Source organism: Mesorhizobium sp. M2A.F.Ca.ET.046.03.2.1, assembly GCF_003952425.1.
Classification (GTDB): Bacteria; Pseudomonadota; Alphaproteobacteria; order Rhizobiales; family Rhizobiaceae; genus Mesorhizobium.
In genome coordinates this window covers 1,077,191-1,099,661 of record NZ_CP034449.1, presented here as the reverse complement: position 1 = coordinate 1,099,661, position 22,471 = coordinate 1,077,191, and the positions used below count along the sequence as shown (strand labels likewise).

At 62.6% G+C, this 22,471-nt stretch carries 19 protein-coding genes and 3 pseudogenes; 12 read left to right on the top strand and 10 right to left on the bottom strand.

Features of this window, described 5'->3' with window-relative positions:
* The first annotated feature begins 40 nt into the window (after positions 1-40).
* The 5 genes from EJ072_RS05325 to EJ072_RS05305 all read left to right on the top strand — a co-directional run bounded on the left by EJ072_RS05325 (position 41) and on the right by EJ072_RS05305 (position 5,516).
* Positions 41-1,159, top strand: a complete 1,119-nt coding sequence (locus tag EJ072_RS05325; RefSeq protein ID WP_126078872.1) for an ATP phosphoribosyltransferase regulatory subunit — start codon at positions 41-43, stop codon at positions 1,157-1,159.
* Positions 1,156-1,854 carry an ATP phosphoribosyltransferase gene (gene hisG / locus EJ072_RS05320; RefSeq protein ID WP_126078871.1) on the top strand — a complete coding sequence of 233 codons (699 nt, stop codon included), beginning with the start codon at positions 1,156-1,158 and terminating at the stop codon, positions 1,852-1,854. The genes EJ072_RS05325 and hisG overlap by 4 nt, the downstream gene beginning before the upstream one ends.
* A 73-nt stretch (positions 1,855-1,927) precedes the next feature.
* Positions 1,928-3,694, top strand: coding sequence for an AMP-binding protein (locus EJ072_RS05315; RefSeq protein ID WP_126078870.1), 1,767 nt, complete (start codon positions 1,928-1,930; stop codon positions 3,692-3,694).
* Between the two features lie 10 nt (positions 3,695-3,704).
* Positions 3,705-4,328: a poly-gamma-glutamate hydrolase family protein gene (locus EJ072_RS05310; RefSeq protein ID WP_126078869.1), complete on the top strand. Its 624-nt coding sequence runs from the start codon at positions 3,705-3,707 to the stop codon at positions 4,326-4,328.
* An 84-nt stretch (positions 4,329-4,412) separates the two neighbouring features.
* A complete protein-coding gene (locus EJ072_RS05305) occupies positions 4,413-5,516 on the top strand; it encodes a calcium:proton antiporter (RefSeq protein WP_126083512.1) in 1,104 nt (367 codons plus the stop codon).
* 55 nt (positions 5,517-5,571) lie between these two features.
* Here the strand turns inward: EJ072_RS05305 and EJ072_RS05300 are convergent, their stop codons facing one another.
* Positions 5,572-6,480 (bottom strand): hydrogen peroxide-inducible genes activator, encoded by a 909-nt coding sequence (locus EJ072_RS05300; RefSeq protein WP_126078868.1) that lies wholly within the window; start codon positions 6,478-6,480, stop codon positions 5,572-5,574.
* A gap of 175 nt (positions 6,481-6,655) precedes the next feature.
* Between EJ072_RS05300 and katG the strand changes: the two genes are divergently transcribed.
* Positions 6,656-8,863, top strand: a complete 2,208-nt coding sequence (gene katG / locus EJ072_RS05295) for a catalase/peroxidase HPI (protein WP_126078867.1) — start codon at positions 6,656-6,658, stop codon at positions 8,861-8,863.
* Positions 8,864-8,930: 67 nt separating this feature from the next.
* Here the strand turns inward: katG and EJ072_RS05290 are convergent, their stop codons facing one another.
* Positions 8,931-9,608 carry an aquaporin gene (locus EJ072_RS05290; RefSeq protein WP_126078866.1) on the bottom strand — a complete coding sequence of 226 codons (678 nt, stop codon included), beginning with the start codon at positions 9,606-9,608 and terminating at the stop codon, positions 8,931-8,933.
* Between the two features lie 331 nt (positions 9,609-9,939).
* Here EJ072_RS05290 and EJ072_RS05285 point away from each other — a divergent pair, with 331 nt between their 5' ends.
* From EJ072_RS05285 to EJ072_RS05265, 5 genes and pseudogenes are all read left to right on the top strand, one after another.
* A complete protein-coding gene (locus EJ072_RS05285) occupies positions 9,940-11,229 on the top strand; it encodes an RsmB/NOP family class I SAM-dependent RNA methyltransferase (RefSeq protein WP_126078865.1) in 1,290 nt (429 codons plus the stop codon).
* 94 nt (positions 11,230-11,323) lie between these two features.
* Entirely contained in the window at positions 11,324-11,782 is a 459-nt protein-coding gene (locus EJ072_RS05280) for a PaaI family thioesterase (protein WP_040997552.1), read from the top strand.
* Between the two features lie 124 nt (positions 11,783-11,906).
* Positions 11,907-12,539 carry a 5'-methylthioadenosine/S-adenosylhomocysteine nucleosidase gene (locus EJ072_RS05275; RefSeq protein ID WP_126078864.1) on the top strand — a complete coding sequence of 211 codons (633 nt, stop codon included), beginning with the start codon at positions 11,907-11,909 and terminating at the stop codon, positions 12,537-12,539.
* 70 nt (positions 12,540-12,609) lie between these two features.
* Positions 12,610-14,187 (top strand): glutamine-hydrolyzing GMP synthase, encoded by a 1,578-nt coding sequence (guaA, locus tag EJ072_RS05270; RefSeq protein ID WP_126078863.1) that lies wholly within the window; start codon positions 12,610-12,612, stop codon positions 14,185-14,187.
* Positions 14,188-14,481: 294 nt separating this feature from the next.
* Positions 14,482-15,740, top strand: a pseudogene (locus tag EJ072_RS05265) (tyrosine-type recombinase/integrase).
* Here EJ072_RS05265 and EJ072_RS05260 read toward each other — a convergent pair.
* The 7 genes and pseudogenes from EJ072_RS05260 to EJ072_RS05220 form a co-directional block, all read right to left on the bottom strand.
* On the bottom strand, positions 15,694-15,990 hold the full coding sequence (locus EJ072_RS05260) for an AlpA family phage regulatory protein (RefSeq protein ID WP_126078862.1): 297 nt from the start codon (positions 15,988-15,990) through the stop codon (positions 15,694-15,696). The pseudogene EJ072_RS05265 and the gene EJ072_RS05260 sit on opposite strands and share 47 nt — an antisense overlap.
* A 466-nt stretch (positions 15,991-16,456) precedes the next feature.
* Positions 16,457-16,886 (bottom strand): annotated as a pseudogene (locus tag EJ072_RS05255) (tyrosine-type recombinase/integrase); the annotation flags it as partial.
* Positions 16,887-17,093: 207 nt separating this feature from the next.
* On the bottom strand, positions 17,094-17,540 hold the full coding sequence (locus EJ072_RS35820) for a hypothetical protein (RefSeq protein ID WP_189343223.1): 447 nt from the start codon (positions 17,538-17,540) through the stop codon (positions 17,094-17,096).
* Positions 17,541-17,553: 13 nt separating this feature from the next.
* Positions 17,554-17,805, bottom strand: coding sequence for a hypothetical protein (locus EJ072_RS05235; RefSeq protein WP_126078861.1), 252 nt, complete (start codon positions 17,803-17,805; stop codon positions 17,554-17,556).
* Positions 17,806-18,063: 258 nt separating this feature from the next.
* Complete coding sequence (locus EJ072_RS05230) at positions 18,064-18,966, bottom strand: LysR substrate-binding domain-containing protein (RefSeq protein ID WP_126078860.1); 903 nt, start codon at positions 18,964-18,966, stop codon at positions 18,064-18,066.
* 357 nt (positions 18,967-19,323) lie between these two features.
* A complete protein-coding gene (locus tag EJ072_RS05225) occupies positions 19,324-19,563 on the bottom strand; it encodes a DUF680 domain-containing protein (RefSeq protein ID WP_126078859.1) in 240 nt (79 codons plus the stop codon).
* A 176-nt stretch (positions 19,564-19,739) separates the two neighbouring features.
* Positions 19,740-20,651: pseudogene (locus tag EJ072_RS05220) on the bottom strand (LysR family transcriptional regulator).
* A gap of 98 nt (positions 20,652-20,749) precedes the next feature.
* On the opposite strand from EJ072_RS05220, the gene EJ072_RS05215 reads away from it, so the two are divergent.
* A complete protein-coding gene (locus EJ072_RS05215; RefSeq protein ID WP_126078858.1) occupies positions 20,750-21,496 on the top strand; it encodes a sulfite exporter TauE/SafE family protein in 747 nt (248 codons plus the stop codon).
* Between the two features lie 22 nt (positions 21,497-21,518).
* Here the strand turns inward: EJ072_RS05215 and EJ072_RS05210 are convergent, their stop codons facing one another.
* Positions 21,519-22,430 (bottom strand): LysR family transcriptional regulator, encoded by a 912-nt coding sequence (locus EJ072_RS05210; RefSeq protein WP_126078857.1) that lies wholly within the window; start codon positions 22,428-22,430, stop codon positions 21,519-21,521.
* Positions 22,431-22,471 lie beyond the last annotated feature (41 nt).

Sequence of the window (22,471 nt, the reverse complement as noted above, 5' to 3'; positions counted from 1 at the left end):
CCGGCAGGACAGAGAGGGGGGCCTCGCGCCCAACTTATCCATGACCTCCCGCCCCGCCATCGCTGCCGACATCGCGAAACTCTTCGCCGCCCGCGGTACGCACGCGGTCGAAGTCGCCGTGCTGCAGCCGGCCGATCCGTTCCTCGATATGGCGGGCGAAGACCTGCGCCGGCGCATCTTCCTGACCGAGAGCGAGACCGGCAAGACGCTGTGCCTGCGGCCCGAATTCACCATTCCGGTCTGCCTCGACCACATCGCCAGCCAGGCCGGCACGCCGCGCCGCTATTCTTACCTGGGCGAGGTGTTCCGCCAGCGCCGTGAGGGTGGCAACGAGTTCTTCCAGGCCGGCATCGAGGATCTCGGCGACACTGACATCGCCGCCGCCGATGCCCGTTCGCTGGCCGAGGCGCATGCGCTGCTGTCGCTGGTGCTGCCGGGACGGCCCCTCGCCATCACGCTTGGCGACCAGACCCTGTTCGAGGCGGTGCTGGCCGCGCTCGGCCTGCCGCGCGGCTGGCGCATGCGGCTGGCCCGCGCCTTCGGTTCGGCGCCGATGTTGGAAGCGGCCCTTGCCGATCTCGCCAACCCGCCGCGCAACAGCCAGCTCTCCGGTCCCGTCGCCTTGCTGGTGCTCGACGGCGATCAGGAAGGCCTCGCCGCGCACATTGCCGAAGGCATGGAGCAGGCCGGGCTGTCGGCTTCCGGCGGCCGCTCGCCGGCCGACATTGCGCGCCGGCTGACCGAGAAAGCACAGTTGCGCAGCGTGCGGCTCTCCGATGACGCCTTCTCGGCGTTGAAGGGTTTTCTCGAGATCGACGTCGCGCTCAGCGGCGCGACCGCGGCGCTGGAAAAATTCGCCGCCGATGCCGGCCTGTCGCTGGGGCCGGCGCTGGAGAATTTCTCCGCCCGCGCCAAGGCGATCGAGGCGCATGGGCTGTCCTCGGCGCAGATCCGCTACGATGCCGCTTTCGGCCGCCCGCTCGACTATTACACCGGCCTCGTCTTCGAGATCGCTGTCCAGGGAGGCGATCGCCCGCTTGTCGGCGGCGGCCGCTACGACCGGCTGCTGACGCTGCTTGGCGCCAAGAAGCCGATTCCCGGCGTGGGTTTTTCGGTCTGGCTCGACCGGATCGAAGCCTTGCGGGAGAATGCCAAATGATCACGCTGGCGATCCCGTCGAAAGGCCGACTCAAGGAACAGTCGCTCGAAGTGCTGGCCAAGGCAGGGCTGGCCGTTACCTTGCCCGAGGACGACCGCAAATACCGCGCGCGTATCGACGGCCTCGACAATGTCGAGGTGGCCTTCCTGTCCGCGTCCGAGATCGCCGGCGAGATCGGGCAAGGGTCGGTCGATCTCGGCATCACCGGCGAGGATCTTTTGCGCGAGAATCTCGCCGACTGGGAAGCGCGCGCCGAGATCGTCGCGCGCCTCGGCTTCGGCAATGCCGACGTCGTGGTGGCCGTGCCCGACATCTGGCTCGATGTCGACACCATGGCCGATCTTGATGATGTCGCCGCCGATTTCCGCCAGCGCCACGGCCGGCGGCTCAGGATCGCCACCAAATATTGGCGGCTGACGCAGCAGTTCTTTTCGCTCAAGCACGGCATCCAGGTCTACCGCATCGTCGAAAGCCTCGGCGCCACCGAAGGCGCGCCGGCCGCCGGCCTGGCGGACGTCATCGTCGACATCACCACCACCGGCTCGACGCTGCGCGCCAACCACCTCAAGGTGCTGGGCGACGGCACCATCCTCAAGTCGCAGGCCTGTCTGGTCGCGTCGAGGAAGCAGCGCGACGCGGCGGATGAGGCACGGTTGCGGGCAATCGCAGCCAAAATGGGCGCCTTGGTCGCTTAGCCCTCCCTACCTTCGGCGGGTTTCCACCGCCTTTGCAGGCTGATAGGCTCAATCATCTCGGGAGGAGACGGCGATGGCGATCAAACTCGACGAGCTTATGAACGCCACCAATTTGCGCGGGCATCGCGCGAGCGGCACCTTTATTGCCCCGGCCGGCGGCAAGGCGCATGTCTCGGGCGATCGCTTGGTGCCTTTGCTCGACAAGACCATTCCGGAGCTGTTCTCCGATACGGTGAGCAAATACGCCACGCTCGACGCCGCCGTCTTCGTCGGTCAGGACAAGCGCTTCACCTGGAGCGAGCTGTCGGATGCGGTCGACGCCCTGGCCGCCGGTTTCCTGGCGCTCGGCCTGGAAAAGGGCGACCGCGTCGGCATCTGGTCGCCGAACCGCTGGGAATGGCTGGTGACGCAGTTCGCCACCGCTCGCATCGGCCTGATCCTGGTCAACATCAACCCGGCCTATCGGCTGACCGAGCTGGAATATGCGCTCAACAAGGTCGGCTGCAAGGCGCTGGTCACGGCGGCCCAGTTCAAGACATCCGATTACCTCGGCATGATCGAGACGCTCGCGCCGGAGATCGCCAAGGCGGAGCCCGGCAAGCTCAAGGCGAAAAAGCTGCCGGCGTTGAAGATCGTCATCCGCATGGGTGACGACAATTCGCCCGGCATGTTCAATTTCGGCGATGTGCTGGCCATGGCCGGCCGCGACGAGCACGACAGTCTCGACCGCATCTCGGAGAGCCTGAAGCCCGCAGATGCCATCAACATCCAGTTCACCAGCGGCACGACCGGCGCGCCGAAGGGGGCGACGCTGACCCACGCGAACATCGTCAACAACGGCAATTTCGTCACCTCGGCCATAAAACTCACCGTCGATGACCGGCTCTGCATCCCCGTGCCGCTCTACCATTGCTTCGGCATGTCGATGGGCACGATGGGCTGCGTGTCGAAGGGCGCGACCATGGTCTTCCCTGGCGAAGGGTTTGACGCCGGCGCGACGCTGAAAGCGGTCGCGCAGGAGCATTGCACCGGACTCTACGGCGTGCCGACCATGTTCGTCGCCATGCTCGACCATGCCGATTTCGCCGGCTTCGACCTCTCCAGCCTGCGCACCGGCATCATGGCCGGCTCGCCATGCCCGATCGAGGTGATGAAGAAGGTGGTGTCGCTCATGCATATGAGCCAGGTGACCATCGCCTATGGCATGACCGAGACCAGCCCGGTCTCCTTCCAGAGCAGCGTCGACGACCCGCTTGAAAAGCGCGTCTCCACCGTCGGCCGCATCCACCCGCATGTCGAGGTGAAAGCGATCGGCGCGGATGGCGCGACCGTCGCGGTCGGGGAGCCTGGCGAGCTTTGCACGCGCGGCTATTCGGTGATGAAGGGCTATTGGGACGACGCTGACAAGACCCGCGAGGCGATCGACGCCGAGGGTTGGATGCACACCGGCGACCTCGCCACGATAGATGCCGAGGGCTATTGCAACATCGTCGGGCGGGTAAAGGACATGGTCATCCGCGGCGGCGAGAACGTCTATCCGCGCGAGGTCGAGGAGTTCCTCTACCGCCATCCAAAGGTCAAGGAAGTGCAGGTCTTCGGCATTCCGGACGACAAATATGGCGAGGAACTCTGCGCCTGGATCGTGCTGAAGCCCGGCCAGATCGCCACCGCCGAGGAAATCAAGGCCTTCTGCGCTGGCCAGATCGCGCATTACAAGGTGCCGCGCCACATCCGTTTCCGCACCGAATTGCCGATGACGGTGACCGGCAAGCCGCAGAAATTCCTGATGCGCGAAGCGATGGTGGAGGAACTCGGGCTGGTGGCGCAGAAGACGGCGTGAAACGGCATTTATGGACAACGAGTTTCCCAATTTCGCGGCGCTGAGGGCCGCCAAAATCGAAAACGTGGATTATCGCATCGTCGTCCGCCGAGGCGCGCGAACGGGCGGCGCGATCGTCATGGCTCCGCATGGCGGCAAGATAGAGCCCCGCACCTCCCTGATCACCGAGACGATAGCCGGCGACGATCTCGACATGTATTGCTTTGAAGGGCTGATGCCGGAAAGCAACCGGGAGCTGCACATAACGTCCAGGAACTTCGACGAGGCAACCGCGCTGGACCTGTTGCGGACCAAGTCCACTGTCGTCGCCATCCACGGCCGTCAGGATCGCGACGATCTCGCGACGGTCTACCTGGGCGGCAAGGACGCCGCATTGGTTTCGGAGATAGCCTGGCGCCTGCAGGAGGCCGGCTTCCAGACGCAAAAGGACAACCATCCGTTTCCGGGCATCCAGGATTCGAACATCGTCAATCGCGGATTGACGGGAAAAGGCGCACAACTGGAAGTCCCCTTCTCGCTGCGCCGCCGGCTGGGCAACGAGCCGGACCTTCTGGAAAAATTCTGTGGGGCGGTTCGCAGGGCCATCGAGACAAGCGACGCCCAAAATGGTGCCTGGTCCCCAATCCTATTTTGAATGCTGCAAAGTGCTCGGGACGTGCTCCCCACGCGCTTTTCCGCTAAGGTCGAAAAAACGCATGGTGTAGACCAAGGGGGGTGGATGACGAGTTACGCCCGGTCGGGAACGTCCTACACGATGCCGCTGGCCGCGCTGGCGATGGCTCTCGCGGTCAAGGCCAGCGGCCTTTCGGTTGACGAAGGGTCGCTAAACGTCAGGATCCTCGTCGGAGCGCTGTCGAGCGCCATCATGTTCGTCACCATTTTCGTCGTGCTCGATCATGCCGAGGCGCTCGCCCGGCGCGTAGGGGAGCCCTACGGAACATTGGTGCTGACCTTCGCGGTGACGGCGATCGAAGTGTCGATCATAGTCTCCATGATGCTGCATGGAGAAAACAACCCGACGCTGGCGCGCGAGTCCGTTTTCTCGACGGTGATGATCACCTCCACCGGCGTTGTGGGCATCTGCCTCACGCTTGGCGGCTGGCGCTATCGCAAGCAGGCGATCGTCCGGCAAGGGACCAGCGCCTACCTGTCGGTCCTGATCGCGCTGACCGTGATGACGCTTATTCTTCCGACCTACACCCGAACCACGGACCCCGGCACGTTTTCGGCGGCTCAGCTTGGTTTCGTGAGCGTCCTTTCGGTGCTGCTCTATGCGAGCTTCGTGTTCGCCCAGACCGTTCGTCACCGGGAGGACTTCGTCCAGGGACAGGCACACGACGCACCGATGCGAACCGCCTCCCACGACAGCATTTCCGTCAGCGCCGTGCTGCTGTTGAGTGGGCTCATCGGCATTGTCCTGCTCGCCGAGCAGGTCGCCGCGAGCGTGGAGGACGCGCTCGCCGCCTACCAGGTGACCCAGGCCGACAGTATCGTGGGCGCGTTGATCGCGGCGCTGGTTTTGATGCCGGAGGCCATCTCAGCGATCCGCGCCTCGTTCAGGAACGAGCTGCAGCGCAGCCTCAACGTCGCGATGGGGTCGGCCTGCGCCACGATCGGTTTGACGATACCGGCGGTCGCGGCCGCCAGTCTGCTGACGGGCAGGGGACTGACCCTGGGGCTTCCGGCCTCCGATGCCGTGCTTCTGGTACTGGCGCTCTTCATATGCAGCGTCAGCTTCAGCACCGAAAGAACGACGTTCCTGACCGGGATGGTCCATGTCGTGGTGTTTTTCACCTATGTGTTTCTGATCTTCGTGCCGTGAAGGGTGTCGCGAGCCGAGCATCGGGCGCAGGGTTAGCGCCGCCTCGAGAAGCGCTTCACGCCGCGAGCACCGCCCGATCCAGTCCGCGTATGATCCGCGCCAGTTCCACGCACTCGTCCTGGCGCACCTTGTTCTTCCGCCAGGCCATGCAGATCGTGCGCTGCGGCATCGGCTCCTGGAACGGCACGATCCTCAGATCCGGCAGGGCGCCAGCGGCACTTGCTGCCATTTCCGGCACCAGCGTGACGCCAAGCCCGTGCGCGACCATCTGCAGGAGCGTGGTGAGGCTGGTCGCGCCATAGCTTGCCATCGCCACCGGCCGCACACTGCCGCAGACGGCCAAAGCCTGCTCGCGCAGGCAGTGGCCTTCCTCCAAGAGCATCAGGCGCTCCAGCGCCGGGCTTTCGGGCGGCACCGGCGGTGAGGCGAAGGCCGGATCGCCGGCGGGCACGGCGAGGAAGAAGCGGTCGGCAAAAAGCTTTTCGGTGACGATCGCCGGCTGATCGAGCGGCAAGGCCGCGATGAAGGCGTCGAGCCGGCCAGACGTCGCTTCCTCGACCAGCGACGCGGTCACCGCCTCGCGCAGCTCGAGCTGGAGGGAAGGGTAGTGTTTTTTCAGCTCCGGCAGCACATGCGGCAACAGGTAGGGCGCGACGGTCGGGATGATGCCCAGCCGGAAGCGTCCTTCCATGCTCGGGCGGCCGCGCCGGGCAGTCGTCTCGACGTCACGTATGTCGGCCAGAATGCGTTCGATACGCGGCTGCAGGGCAAGCGCCTCGTCGGTCATGCGCACCGTCTTGCCACCGCGCTCGAACAACAGGCAGTTCAGCCGCTCTTCCATCTCGGCGATCTGCGCGGAAAGCGCCGGTTGGCTGACGCCGGCAAGCTTCGCGGCGCGGCCGAAATGCAGCGTCTGCGCCAGCGCGTCGAAATATTGCATCTGTCGGACAGTGAGGCCAATCATAAGAAAATCCTATCAAATGAAACAGGAAAGGCAATTTGTCTTTATCGGCCGGCCGGCCTAGTCTGGAATCATTCCAGGTTGGCGCGGCCAATGGCTGCCCCTGGGAAATTCCGGGAAAATCAACCTCGGCAAAATTCAACCACGGCAAAACCTCGGCAGAATCGGGAGACCCAAGATGGACGCGAAAACCGACGACAACAGCGCTGGCAAATGCCCGGTGGCGCATGGATCCGCACGGACCAACCGCGACTGGTGGCCGAACCAGCTCGACCTTTCCGTTCTCCACCAGCAGTCGAACCTGTCGGACCCGATGGACGAAGACTTCGACTACGCCAAGGAGTTCGCGACCCTCGACCTCGATGCGGTGATCGCAGACCTGCACAAGGTCATGACGGATTCGCAGGATTGGTGGCCGGCCGACTTCGGCCATTACGGGCCGCTCTTCATCCGCATGGCCTGGCACAGCGCCGGCACCTATCGCATCGGCGACGGCCGCGGCGGCGCCGGTGCTGGTCAGCAGCGTTTCGCGCCGCTGAACAGCTGGCCGGACAACGCCAACCTCGACAAGGCGCGCCGGCTGCTGTGGCCGGTCAAGCAGAAATACGGCCGTAAGATCTCCTGGGCCGACCTTCTGATCCTCACCGGCAACGTCGCGCTGGAATCGATGGGCTTCAAGACCTTCGGCTTCGCCGGCGGCCGCGCCGATGTCTGGGACCCGGAGCAGGATGTGGACTGGGGCTCCGAAGCGAAGTGGCTCGGCGACGAGCGCTATTCGGGCGATCGTGAGCTTCGCGGCCATCTCGGCGCCGTGCAGATGGGCCTCATCTACGTCAACCCGGAAGGCCCGAACGGAAAGCCGGATCCGGTCGCGGCGGCTCGCGACATCCGCGAGACCTTCGGCCGCATGGCGATGAACGACGAAGAAACCGTGGCGCTGATCGCCGGCGGCCACACCTTCGGCAAGACCCATGGCGCCGGCGATGCCTCGCTGGTGGGCGCCGAGCCGGAAGGCGCCGGCATCGAGGCGCAGGGCCTCGGCTGGTCGAGCAAATATGCCTCCGGCATCGCCGGCGACGCCATCACCTCGGGTCTCGAGGTCACCTGGACGACGACGCCGACCAAGTGGAGCAACAATTTCTTCGACAACCTCTTCAACTACGAATGGGAGCTGACGAAGAGCCCGGCCGGCGCCCATCAGTGGACGCCGAAGGGCGGCGCCGGCGCGGGCACGGTTCCGGACGCGCACAATCCCTCCAAGCGCCACGCGCCGGCCATGCTCACCACCGACCTCGCGCTGCGTTTCGACCCGGCCTATGAAAAGATCTCGCGCCGCTTCCATGAGCATCCGGCTGAGTTCGCCGATGCCTTCGCTCGCGCCTGGTTCAAGCTCACCCACCGCGACATGGGTCCGGTCGTGCGTTATCTCGGCCCGCTCGTGCCGAAGGAAGAGCTGATCTGGCAGGATCCGATCCCCGCCATCGACCACGAGCTGGTGAGCGAAGCCGACATTGCATCGCTCAAGGCCAAGATCCTGGCCTACGGCCTCTCGGTCTCCGAGCTGGTCTCGACCGCCTGGGCCTCGGCCTCGACCTTCCGCGGCTCGGACAAGCGCGGCGGCGCCAATGGCGGCCGCATCCGTCTGGCGCCGCAGAAAGACTGGGAAGTCAACGAGCCGGCTCAGCTCGCCAAGGTGCTTGCCAAGCTGGAAGCCATCCAGAAGGAGTTCAACGCGGCCCAGACCGGCGACAAGAAGGTCTCGATTGCCGATCTCATCGTGCTTGGCGGCGCCGCCGCGGTTGAAAAGGCGGCGAAGGACGGCGGCACTGAGGTGAAGGTGCCCTTCACCCCGGGCCGTATGGACGCTTCTCAGGAGCAGACAGACGTCCACTCCTTCGCGGCCCTGGAGCCCAAAGTCGACGGCTTCCGCAATTACAGCAGAGGCAGGCTGCCGATGTCGGTCGAGGCGATGCTGGTCGACCGCGCCCAGCTGCTGACGCTGACGGCGCCGGAATTGACTGTGCTGGTCGGCGGCCTGCGCGTCCTCGGCGCCAATGCCGGCGGTTCCAAGCACGGTGTTTTCACCGACAGGCCGGGCCAGCTCACCAACGACTTCTTCGTCAACCTGCTCTCGATGGCGACCGTCTGGGATCCGGCGGCCGGCTCCGAGCCGGGTTCCGATGAAGTCTACGAAGCGCGTGACCGCAAGACCAGAGAAGTGAAGTGGACCGGCACCCGCGCCGACCTGATCTTCGGCTCGCACGCGCAGCTGCGCGCGCTCTCCGAGGTCTATGGTTCAAGCGACGCCAAGGCGAAATTCGTCAAGGACTTCGTCAAGGCATGGACCAAGGTGATGAACGCCGACCGCTTCGACATCGCGAAGTAAGGTCGTACCTCTCAAGCAAAAAAGGCGCGGGTCATGCCCGCGCCTTTTTTGCGTTTCTCCGGAGCTGTCAGTCTTTTTCGAAGATGCCGGCCTTGGCGACGACGCCGGCAATCGCTCCGCCGATCAGCGGCGCGGCGATGAACAGCCAGAGCTGGCTGAGCGCGGCACCCCCCGAAAACAACGCCGGGCCGATCGAGCGCGCCGGGTTGAGCGACGTGCCGGTAACCGGGATGATGGCGAAATGCAGCCCGGCCAGCGTCAGGCCGATCACCAGGCCGGCAAAGGCGGTGGTGTGCTTGGCGTTGGTGACGCCGAGGATCACCGTGACGAAGGTGAAGGTGCCGATCAGCTCCCACAGCAAGGCCGAGCTCATGCCCCATTTCGCCTCGTCCCAGCCATTGGCGCCGAAGCCGCCGGTGTGGCCGCCGGCCTGGCCGGAAACGATGATCCACAGCGCCAGCGAGGCGATGATGGCGCCGATGATCTGCGCGATCCAGTAGGGAACGACGTCCTTGGCCGGCATCCGCCCTGCCAGGAACACGCCGAGCGTCACCGCCGGATTGAGATGCGCGCCCGAGATCGGGCCAATCGCATAGGCCGCGGCGATCAGGCCGATGCCGAACGCCAGGCCGATGCCTTCCTGTCCGAGCGGCAGCGCGCCGCCGAAACCGCCCGTGACCACGGAAGCCGTGCCGATGAACACCAACAAAAACGTGCCGAGAACTTCTGCCAGATAAGTCTTCATTGCCCTCTCCTCATTGGATCCGTCGAAACCACGTTTCCCGCGTCGCGAATCACTGGCGAAGAGTATTCCTGCCGGAAACACTTGGAAAGCTGAGAGATTAAGCCGGCAGGCTTGCTTGTGTATGTCAGGTAAGTACATTAGAGATCTTTCATATTCTGGTTGATTGTTCTTGTTTTTTCCGTAGCGCCGCTTGCGATCGAAAGACCGTTTGGGGAAATTGCGTCGCGCTGAAACCCTGTTTCACCGGCAAGCCGAATAGAATTGTTTCAATCCTGGCCTGAAAGGCTTTAAGAGCGGCTGGAACCGATTTGCAGGAGCTACGGAAAACGGGATGCGATTGGGCGGAAGGCTGGCGGCGGCCATAGACGTTCTCGAAGACATCGGCCGGCGCCACCGGCCGGTGGCCGACGCTTTGCGCGACTGGGGCCTCTCGCATCGCTTCGCCGGCGGCGGCGATCGCGCCGCGATCGGCAACATCGTCTATGACGCGCTGCGCCGCAAACGCTCGGCCGGCTGGCTGTTCGACGAGGACACGCCGCGCGCCATCGGCTTCGGCGCGCTTCTCTTGGAGTGGGGGCAAACGGCGCAGTCGCTCAACGAAGCGCTGAACGGTGACAAGTTCGCGCCGCCGCTGCTCAGCGCCGCCGAATTGAAGGCAGCCGCCGAGCGCAGGCTTGCCGATGCGCCCGATGCCGTGCGAGCGGATGTCCCGGACTGGTGCGCGCCTTTGCTCGAGCAAGCCTATGGCGACGCCTGGGTCGAGGAAGGCGCTGCGCTCGCCCGGCGTCCGCCGCTGGACCTCAGGACCAACACACTCCAGGCCGATCGGGCCAAGGTGCTGGCCGAGCTGCAGGGCACCGGCGCGGCACCCGCGGCGATCGCGCCGCACGGCATCCGTATCCCGCCCATCGATGGCGACGGCAGACATCCGAACGTGCAGGCCGAGCCCGCTTTCCAGAAAGGCTGGTTCGAAGTGCAGGACGAGGGCTCGCAGCTCGCCGCGGCGCTCGCGGGCGCCGAGCCCGGCATGCAGGTGCTAGATTATTGCGCCGGCGCCGGCGGCAAGACGCTGGCACTGTCGGCCGAGATGGACAACAAAGGCCAGCTCTTCGCCTATGACGCTGAGAAGGTGCGGCTGGCGCCGATCTTCGAGCGCATCCGCCGTTCGCACAACCGCAACATCCAGGTCGTCAGCAAGCCGGCGGAGCTTGCGCCTCTTTCAGGTCATATGGACCTCGTGCTGATCGACGCGCCCTGCACCGGCAGCGGCACCTGGCGTCGCCGCCCGGACGCCAAATGGCGACTGACCGAGCGGCAGCTTGATGCCCGCAAGGCAGAGCAGCAGGCGATCCTCGACACGGCCCAGGCCTTCGTCAGGCCGGGCGGTCTGCTGGTCTACATCACCTGCTCGGTGTTCGACGCCGAAAACGGCGAGCAGGTCGCGGCGTTCCGCGAACGCCATGCAGGCTTTGCGCCGGTCGATCATCGCCAGCTCTGGGAGGGCCGCTTCCCCGGCCATGAAGGCGCCGCGCGCATTGCCGGCAACGGTGGTATCTCGCTGTCGCCGGCGCTGAGTGGCACCGACGGGTTTTATTTCCACGCCTTGCGCAGGGGGGCCTGAGAGCCGCGCGATTTTGCTGCGCTGCAACATAAAAGATTGCCTGTGCTGCCTGCCTCTGCAATAAGCTTCGCCAGCAAAACGTGAGGCGGAGACCATGGCAGCCAAGATCGTACCCGCTCCCGACTTCGAGGAACGCGTCAGGACGTCCTTTGCCCGGCAGAAAGCCATGGCCACCATCGGCGCGGAGCTGACGCTGGTAACGCCCGGCATCATCGAAATCGAGATGCCTTACTCGGCTTCGCTCACCCAGCAGCACGGTTTCCTGCATGCCGGCGTCATTTCCACCGCGCTGGACTCGGCCTGCGGCTACGCGGCCTTTTCGCTGATGCCCGAAAATTCCGGCGTGCTGACCATCGAGTTCAAGGTGAACCTTTTGGCGCCGGGCAGGGGCGAGCGCTTCCTGTTCCGCGGCTCCGTGACGAAGCCCGGCCGCACCATCATCGTCGCCGACGGCCAGGCCTACGCTTTTGCCGCCGACGGCGAGGCCAAGCTGATTGCCACGATGACTGGCACGATGATGACAGTGGTCGGCCGCGACGGAATCGAGGGATGAGAAGCGGTCCGCGCAGCGGACGAAAAGCCCCCAAATGGGCTTTCGAGCGAGCCATAGCAAAGGGCCGGCAGACGGCGTTGCCGCTTTCCTTTTCGTAGTGGTAACAAACAGGGGTGGAGCCGCCATGACCGTCGAAATGTCGGAAAAATCCGTTCTCTTCGTGATGGCGGTGGAGGCCGAATACGGCCCGCACCTGAAAAACCTGTTCACGCCGCTGATGACTGGTGTCGGTCCGGTCGAGGCTGCTGTGCGGCTGAGCGCCGAACTCGCGGCGTTGAAGGCCGAAGGAGCGCTCCCGGACCTGATCGTCTCGCTGGGCTCGGCCGGCAGCCGCGAGCTGGAACAGACCGAAATCTACCAGGCCGTGTCGGTGAGCTATCGCGACATGGACGCTTCGCCGCTTGGCTTCGAGAAGGGGGCGACGCCTTTCCTCGACCTGCCGGTGACGGTGCCGCTGCCTTTCGTCGTCCCGGGCATCAAGACAGCCTCGCTCTCTACCGGCGGCGCGATCGTCTCCGGCGCCGCTTATGACGCCATCGATGCCGACATGGTCGACATGGAGACCTTCGCCTGCCTGCGCGCCTGCCAGCTCTTCGGCGTGCCGCTGATTGGGCTGCGCGGCATTTCCGACGGCGCGGCCGATCTCAGGCACGTCAACGACTGGACGGAGTATCTGCACGTCATCGACGAGAAGCTCGCCGCGGCCATTGGGCTACTTGAGCAGGCGATCGAATCCGGCGCGATCCGGCTGGCATAGGCGCAAAAGGACGGAAGGCCGCAGCGCTGAGCCCATTGCGCCGACTCGTTTCTTTCTCTAAAGGCTCGCCATGACGACAGCCAATCATCCCGACACCGTTCTGCCCAACACTGTCCTGATCATCGATTTCGGCAGCCAGTTCACGCAGCTCATCGCCCGCCGCATCCGCGAGGCCGGCGTCTTTTCCGAGATCGTGCCGTTCCAATCGGCCGAAGCGGCCTTCAAGCGCATCAATCCCAAAGCGGTGATCCTGTCGGGCGGTCCGGCCTCGACCACCGACATCGGCAGCCCGCGCGCGCCGCAGATCGTCTTCGACGCCGGCGTGCCGGTGCTCGGCATCTGTTACGGCCAGATGGCGCTCTGCGTGCAGATGGGCGGCGTCGCCGAAAGCTCCAATCACCGCGAATTCGGCCGCGCCTTCGTCGAGATCGAGAAGGAGAGCCCGCTGTTCGAGGGCCTCTGGGCGCCCGGCCAGCGCCACCAGGTGTGGATGAGCCATGGCGACCGGGTCATCGAATTGCCGCCGGGCTTCAAGGTGCTCGGCAAGTCGGAAAGCTCGCCCTTCGCCATCTTCGGCGATATCGAGCGCAAGATGTACGGCATCATGTTCCATCCGGAAGTGGTGCACACGCCGGACGGCGCGAGGCTCTTGAGAAACTTCGTCCACAACATCGCCGGCATCGAGGGCGACTGGACGATGCGCGCCTATCGCGAGCACGCGGTCGAAACGATCCGCAAGCAGGTCGGCAAGGGCAAGGTGATCTGCGCGCTTTCGGGCGGCGTAGACTCCTCGGTTGCCGCACTTCTGATCCACGAGGCGGTCGGCGATCAACTGACCTGCATCCTCGTCGACCACGGCCTGATGCGCAAGTATGAGGCGCAAAGCGTAGTGGAGATGTTCCGCCAGCACTACAACCTGCCGCTGATCCTGGTCGATGCGTCAGACCGTTTCATCTCGGCGCTGGAAGGCGAGGCCGATCCGGAGAAGAAGCGCAAGACCATCGGCCGCCTGTTCATCGAGGTATTCGAGGAAGAGGCGAAGAAGCTCGGCGGCGCCGATTTCCTGGCGCAGGGCACGCTCTATCCCGATGTCATCGAGAGCGTTTCCTTCTCGGGCGGCCCGTCGGTGACGATCAAGTCGCACCACAATGTCGGCGGCCTGCCCGAGCGCATGAACATGAAGCTGGTCGAGCCGCTGCGCGAACTGTTCAAGGACGAGGTGAGGGCGCTGGGCAAGGAGCTCGGCCTGCCCGAAAGCTTCATCGGCCGCCATCCCTTCCCAGGCCCCGGCCTTGCCATACGCTGCCCGGGCGGCATCACCCGCGAGAAGCTGGAGATCCTGCGCGAGGCCGACGCCATCTATCTCGACGAGATCCGCAAGGCCGGCCTCTACGACGCCATCTGGCAGGCCTTCGCCGTGCTGCTGCCGGTGCAGACAGTCGGCGTCATGGGCGACGGCCGCACCTATGAATTCGTCTGCGCGCTGCGCGCCGTGACCTCGGTCGACGGCATGACGGCCGACTTCTACCACTACGACATGAACTTCCTCGGCGCCGCCGCCACCCGCATCATCAATGAGGTCAAGGGCATCAACCGCGTCGTCTACGACGTGACCTCGAAGCCGCCAGGCACCATCGAGTGGGAATGATTCAGACCCACTCCAACGTCGCCGGAAATACGCCAAACTGCGACGTAACGTACTGAAAACAAAAATAAATCCTTTCGGGGGCAATCGGCGACAATCGGTACGCAGAGATTGGCTTTGACGGACCGCTTGACGGACCTTCCACATATTGCCCACCCGAATTTTTCTAAGTACCGTCAGAGCCGATGAGGCTTATGACGGTACTTTTTTGTGCCTTAAGGCATTGAAGAAAAAAGGAAATTTTCTGTCACGGAGTCTCGAAATTGTACTGACGGTACTTTTTAGGAGGCAATAGGGATGCTGACGGATGCCGCCCTTAAGGCACTGAAATCAAGAGAGAAAATCTACAAGATTGCTGACCGTGACGGCATGTATGTCCGGGTGATGCCCAGTGGGGCGATCTCGTTTCGGCTCGATTACAGGCTCAACGGTCGTCGGGAGACGGTCTATCTGGGCAAGTATGGGGCGCGACGGCATCTCGCTTGCCCTGGCCCGGGAGAAGTGTCTCGACGCGAAGCGCGCTATCGCCGAAGGACGATCTCCGGCGATTGAGAAGCAGCGCGAGAAACGCCGCCTGAAAGAGGCTAAGAGTTTTGGCGAGTTCGGAGAAAAGTGGCTCACCGCGGCGCCGATGGCAGACAGTACACGTGCCATGCGACGCTCCATCTTCGAACGGGAGCTTCTTCCGGTCTGGCGCAATCGCCTCCTGACGGAGATCACTCCGGACGATCTAAGAGCCCACTGTGGAAGCATCGTCGAACGTGGTGCTCCGGCGACCGCCATCCACGTGCGAGACATCCTGAAGCAGATTTACGGCTTTGCGATCCTGCATGGGGAGAAAGTGGCCAACCCAGCCGATGACGTAGGGCCCGCATCGATTGCTACGTTCGTGCCAAAGGACCGCTCGCTCTCGCCGTCGGAAATTCGCGTGATGCTAAAACAGATCGAGCATGTTGCCACACTTCCCACGATCCGTCTGGGAATGCGACTTTACCTGCTCACGATGGTGCGTAAGAGCGAGCTGCAGGACGCGGTCTGGGATGAGGTCGACTTCGAGAATGCGGTCTGGACGATCCCGAAGGAACGGATGAAGCGCTCCAAGGCGCATAACGTGTACCTGTCGCGCCAGGCGCTCGACATAATGATCGCCCTGAAGACCTGTGCGGGAAATTCCAGATACCTTCTTCCGTCGCGCTACGATGCGGATGCCCCGATGTCGCGCGCCACCTTCAACCGGGTCACTTACGCTGTCGTCGAGCGCGCGAAGTCCGAAGGGTTGCCTCTGGAGCCGTTCACGGTCCATGACCTGCGACAAACCGGCTCGACGCTGTTGAATGAACTTGGCTTCAATAGCGACTGGATCGAGAAGTGCCTAGCGCATGAGGACGGACGTTCATCTCGGGGCGTCTACAACAAGGCCGAGTATGAAGTGCAACGCCGCCCCATGATGCAGGAGTGGTCGGATACCGTGGAACGCGTGGGTCGATGGAAAGAAGTGGATCCCGACGCTTATCCCGCCTTCGATGCCGCTCCTGGGGCCTGATCCCTCTCTCTGACCGGTCGGGTTCGACGCTGCTTCAGGTCCGGTTTGGGAGCGCGCAGAATTGGTTTTGAGCGGCGCGCTGCAAGCCATGCTTGAATCTCGCTCAAGTCCCAAACCACACATCTTGGGGTCAAAGCGAAGCGTCGCGGAAACTCGCCCCGCTGTTCCATTTCATAAATAGTGCTGTCGGCAAGCGGCACCATTTCTCGGAGTTGATGCCTCCTAATCGTACGGCGCAGTACTTGTTCATTTGATCGGACCATCTTCTACTCCTTAGTGGCGAGCTGAAATTGAAGACGACTGCGTTCGATAGGAAAAGAGCTTCGGGCTCGGCGTCGTATCACGGGCGGGGTTAGACCGGTGAAAGGGACAGGTCTAACGTTCCACAACCTACGTAGCACGCGAGTGGTTGCTGTGCCTCCCAGGGGGCCAGTCTGCTCATGCTGCTTCGTCTGCAAGCGCCGAAGCATCTCGATGATGTAAAGCTTGATGCCCAAATCTGTCTGGGCGGGTAGCAAGCCGGAGCACATTACATGCCGCTGGTATCAACTGTAATCCCCGCTTAGAGACGGAATTGCTTTGCATGAGCCTGATCTTAACGTAGCCATGATTGCCCACTTTGAGGCGAGTCCCTCCGGGCCCACCATTATCGTTATTTATCAATGCTTTATATGGTGGTTCGCCACGAGGTTCGCCAATAGGTTCGCCAAGCATCGGCTTGCGCGTTACGAGGCGTACGACTCGATCCATACCCTGTACCGCCAGCCGAACCTGCGATGCCTCGCGTGAGTAAAGCTCCGCATGGTCGATCCATGAGCTGCCGGGTAGAGGCCTCGGCTTCCGCCAGATAAACTCCAAGTGACTTCCTCAGCCCGTGCAACGTCAAGCCCTTGGGCAGGCCGGCAAGCTTGCACCAATGCGCCATCATTCCAGTCAGCGATTTGGCGGAGAACGGCTCCCCATAGCCGTTGACTAGGACGGTCTCGCCGCGCCTGTCGGCCGCATCCAGGATATCGGAGAGCATTGGTGTGATCGGCACAAAAAGTCGCTTGCCGCCAGTGCGTCCCTTGTTCTTGGCCTGAACGATATCAAATCCATCGAAGTGACGCTCGACGCCGTCGATGAAAACACGGCGGGTAACCCTCTGGTCCCAACGCAGGCCCGCGACGGCCGTCGAATGGCGGCCCGCCTATGCCGGCTGGAAAGCATGGTCGCGCGAGGGTCATGGCGCAATTCGAAAACCGTTGGCAGCTCGGCACCGCGGCACGCACTTGCTACGGTTTGGCACTTTGGCTCGGCAACCGCCGCGGTGACGACCTTTGGAGCCGCCTTTCAAAGATTGAAGATCTCAGTCAAATGGCTGGCGCTAGACGAGGCCAGCAAGCGCAAAAACACGCGGCTGATCGAAGAATTTTTGGAACTGCGGGTGGTCCCAGATCACCCGCTCATCTGGCGGAACGTGCCGGTTAGGAACCTTCGACGCATCCATGTTGAAGAGCTTCTTGGCCGCTTCATCGCCACGCCACACAAGGCCAAGCACCTGCTGGTGGGCATACGCAAGCTGGTCTATGTCGCGCTGCGGCAAGACTGGATTGAAATCGACCCCACAGCTGCCGGGCAGAGCAGCTCCTGGCAATTGAACGACGGGGGCCTTTGGGACTTTCCGGCCCGCGACCGCTGCTTGGTAGGCATCCTTGAAACCGGGTTGGTTTGGCGCCGGCAGACTGACAACACGATCCTTCGTCCGATAGCGCCAGCGGAGTTTGCCGTGGCGATCGGTGTAGGACGAGAGGCCGGGATATTTGTCGCTCATAGCAGAAATAAGTCTATTCCCTGCGATGATTCCCTTGCAACAGGAAGTCGACGATATTCTCGTCATCGTCTCCAGGTAGTTCGGAAAACGCAGCTTCGAGCTTTATAATGCGATCCCAGATCACGCGGCTGTCAACCTTCTTCGGCTTTGGCATGCGGTGGTCAGCGACCATTTGGTCAAATTTGGTAATGCCCACGCCGACATACCGGGCGGCTTCTTCGCGTGAGAGACCGCGAGGCGGATAGGAGAGGAAGTCGCTTTTCATGAGGTCGCCCCCTGGCATCTTCGCGCGACACAAGTGCGAACTTCCCTGCAGCAATCAGGATTTAGTCTGTGCGAGCGACGATCGAAAGATACGTCCTCGACCTCTTCGGCCAACTGCGGTCAAGGAGTGTGAACGGGATGGTCTGCGGGTCCGTGTGTGACCCACAGAGGTCGATCAAATCTGCTGCCGCCACCGCCGACAGGCGGGGCAACCCCCCTGGACCTCAGATGATCACACCATTACCGTTCCGGCTGTCGGTTAAACTTTTCGGGTTGCCCGAACCACGAAGTTCTTAAATTCGCTGCCGTGCGGCCGGTCTAGCGTTGCGGGGTTCCAAGCTAATGCATATGGCTCGGAGAGAGCCATCCAACAATCACACGCCACCACTAGCCTCCCACTCGCAATTTCACTGGCGACAAGCGAGGCCTGTCCCAAGACGAGACCAGCCCCATCAATCGCTGCGTCGATCGCAGTACTCGAGAGTGAGAATGAAATCCCGCAGGACGGCTCGAGTTGCGTCAAACCAAAGCGGATCGCCCAGTCGGACCACGATGGCGGTGACTGATAGGGGTTCTTCCATTCGATTCCAATGAGAGGCCACCTCATAACATCGGCCGGATTTTCAATTGGATGCGCTTCCAAGAATGATGGAGAACACACCGGTGCAACCCGATCAACGAACAAGTCGGTGAAATGCGCGTATTTAAGGCGAGCGGTTCCGTAGGAGATACGGAAATCAACCTGCTCATCCTCGAATACAGGTTCGTGATCATCGCCAAGTAGTCTTACGCTAACGCCGGGCGTTAGGTTTTGCCATTCTCCGAGCAATCTGCGCACCCATCGGATAGCTAGGGACGGCGGCGCGCTCATCACGATCTCGGATTTCAGCCGGGCGCGCTGCAGAACGTCATTTGCCGCACGCAGGTGGTCGAAACCGTCACGCACGCTGCGAAGGTAGATTTGCCCCCACGACGTCAAGGCCAGACTGCGTCCCTTCCTCTCGAAAAGGGCCACCCCGACCTCTTCCTCGAGCCTGCCGATGTGTTGGCTGACCGCTCCCGGCGTCAGGCCGAGATCACGCGCCGCGATTGCGACGCTTCCCGAGCGACCGACGGCCTCGAAGGCCTGCACTCCCCGGAGGCTCGGCAGGCGTAAGCTCATTGTGGCACCCTCCTCTTTTCTTTAGGAAAACTAAATAGAAATGCACGTTTTGGCCAATTGACCCATAACTTCTCCTTGAAAAAGCTGGCTATTGCCGAAAGGCCCGTCAATCGCATCCACTGGAGTTCCCCTTTACACCGCGGGGAAGCGATTGCGCTGCATACGCCACCCCGGATTGGCCGCACTTCTCCTGCCTTCGCCTCGGTACCCAGCGGCGGGTTGCTTGTTCGTGCCCGCCTGAAAGCGACTACGTTGAAGTTTGCATCCATCATATTTCTCCTTTCCGCCACTCGCCAATCGGGTGTCGAAACGACGGACGATCCGCCGCTTTGAGTTTCGAACCATCAAGCGCGGTGTTCAGCGGTTGCCGAAGAGATCCCGCCGCCGCTCGACCATCGGATCCTGAGAGGTGGCTGCGTTAGCGCCGGGATTGAGCAGTGCGTAGCCGGCGTCGTGCCGGACCGAGGAGGTATGGGCGTTGTCGACCTGCGCCTTCGCGATCGCGTTGATATCAGAACCGCCGACATTCGGGTTTTCGGCGAACGCGCTGCCGCTGACGGCTAATAGCGCGGCGGTGTAAAGAGCGATCTTTTTCATGGAAGTCTCCTAAGGTTGAATTGTGGCCCTGGCTCACGAACAGGTTCTCGCCCGTTCGCGAAGACGGTGCATCTTCGGATGGCTCGTGATAATCGTCGAAGATTGGGAAAGATCATCCGGCGCGAGCGATAATGTGCTCACGGTCAGTCGCGCTGATTCAACACCGCTCCAGAATGCTATTGTCCAAGGGAACGTCTCTTGGTGCCGACCGGCTTTGTCAGATGCTCTAGGAGATCCCGCGCGGGCGCCGTCAATTCCTCTTCATTGCGCACACAGAGTGACAGCCGACGTCTAGTCCATCCATCGGAAAGGGGAACGAACGCGATGCCTGCCGGCTTGGCGCAGCGGCGCGCTGCTGTTTCAGGCACGATGCCGAGACCAACGCCAGCCGCCGCCATCTGGCAGATGCCTTCGAAGGTGCGCATGCGCACCCGCGTCTTCAGCCTGACGCCTAACCTTGCCGCATGGGCATCGATGTGATCCTGCAGGGCACCACCCGCCAAGCCAACAAAGTGCTGATCGAGGATATCGGCGAAGGCGACGCGCTTCTGCGCTGCCAAACCGTTATCGCGCCAGAACACGACGACCAGGCGGTCAATGGCGAAGGGACGCAGTTGCAGGTTGGCGGTGTCGACTGCGGACGAAAGGATGCCAATTTCCGCCAGTCCGGCCGCGACAGCCCTCACGATCTCGAAGCTTTGTCGTTCTTTAAGTTCGATATCGATTTATGGCCGCGCGGCCATCCATGATGCCAGCCGTTCCGGCAGAAATTCGGTGAAGGTGGCGGTGTTCACGCAAAGCCGGATGGTCGAACGCAAGGCGCTAGCGTGCTTGCCGAGTTCGCCGCGCATCTGCGCCATCTGACGCTGAATGAGGCGGGCGTGATGTGCCAGCGCTTCACCGGCTGGCGTCGGCAACACGCCGCGGCGGCCGCGCTCAAGCAGCTTGACCCGGCCAGCGGCTTCCATGTCGCGCAGACGCTCGCTGGCCGCGGACAACGAGAGCCCGACGTCCGCTGCGCCTTGAGTAATGCTGGCCGCGTCCACGACGGCCAGGAACAGGCGAAGGTCTGTCAGATCGAAACGCACGGGTGGTAGGGTATCCGATAGCCAGCCTTCGGACCAGCCGAAGCCTGACAGCGGATCATCCGCATTGTGTCTGTCGCCAAATACTTTACGCCAACGCCATGGATCACTCCACGTTGCTCGTCGTCGCGGCAGCCGCGACCTTCTTCCTCGCCGGCACCGTAAAGGGTATCACCGGCATGGGACTACCTACGGTTTCCATGGCGGTGCTCGGTTCGCTAACGTCGCCGCTGAGCGCGGCCAACCTGCTGATCGCTACTTCGTTCGTGACCAATGTCTGGCAGCTTCTGGCAGGCCGAAGCATCGGTGTCCTTGCACGCAGGCTCTGGCCGATGATGCTGGCGCTGGCAGCAGGAACGATTGCCGGATCATCATTGCTGGCCAGCGGCAGCGCCGCCGTCACGACGAGCGCGCTGGGGGGAGCCCTTGTGCTCTACACCGGTTACACCCTCATCTCTCGTCAGCTTCGCGTGCCCGCGAGGCTGGAACCCTGGCTTTCGCCTGTCATCGGCGTCGCGACCGGCGTGGTTACCGGAGGCACCGGCGTCCTGGTCATCCCCGCCGTGCCCTACCTTCACGCGCTCGATCTCGATAAGGACGATCTCGTGCAGGCGCTTGGCCTTTCCTTCACCATTTCCACTATTGCCCTGGCGGCCGGCCTTGCATGGCGGGGTGCCTTCCGGATCGACGAATTTGTTGGATCTGGGCTTGCCATTATTCCGGCGCTTGCCGGCATGTGGGCCGGTCAGATGATCAGAAGACGCATCAGCGCCCAAATCTTCCGGCGCTGGTTCTTGATCCTTCTCTTTCTCCTCGGCACGGAAATGCTGGCGAGGCCCTTCCTATGAATTCCTGTCAATCGCACACGCCTCAGTAGTTCATCTCCATCCATCTGCGGTGATCCGCAAAGCGCTCAGCCAGGAGGTCGATGAAGCTTCTGACCTTGGCCGACACATGGTGACGATGCGGATAGAACGCGTTGATCGCGAACTCGACCCCTGAATAGTTCTCCAGTACACGGACGAGGCGGCCTGAACCGAGGTCGTCGGCCACGATAAAGGGCGGCGGTATGAACAGGCCGCGACCATCGATGGCGAGGCGCGTAAGCGTTTCCTGGCTGTTGGTGATCAGGTTGCCACTGATCCGAACAGACGCGGTCTCGCCGTCCGGGCCTTCGAAACGCCACTCATCACCGAATGGGTACGAGGCATGGCGCATGCAATTGTGACGTACAAGGTCACCGGGATGAAGCGGCGTCCCATTGCGTTCGAAGTAGGCAGGCGAGCCGCAGACGATGTTGCGCCACGATGTCAGTCGCCGCACGATCAGGCTTGAATCAGGAAGTGGCAACGAACGCATGGCCAGGTCGAACCCTTCCTCCACCATGTCGACCATCCTTTCGCTGACGGTCAGATCGACCGAAACGGTCGGATAAAGATCAACGAACTCTGAAATGACCGGGGCCAGGAAACGAACGACGCTCATGCTGGAGTGAAGGCGAAGCTTGCCTTGTGGCGTTGCCTGGAGCGCCCTGGCGATGCGGTCCGCCTCGTCGAGGTCGGCGAGGATCTGCGAGGAACGCTGGTAGTAAGCTTGGCCGATCTCGGTCAGACTTACCTTGCGGGTCGTGCGATTGAGAAGTCGAACGTTTAGCCGGTCTTCCAGCGCCTGGACGTGGTTGCTGACCATCGTCGTCGACATGTTGAGCCGTCGGGCTGCCGCGGAAAATCCGCCGCATTCCACAACACGGCCAAACACGATCAGGCTTGTGAGTCTGTCCATCGAGCGGATTGTCCCCTGCCAATGGATGATCCTTCCATTAG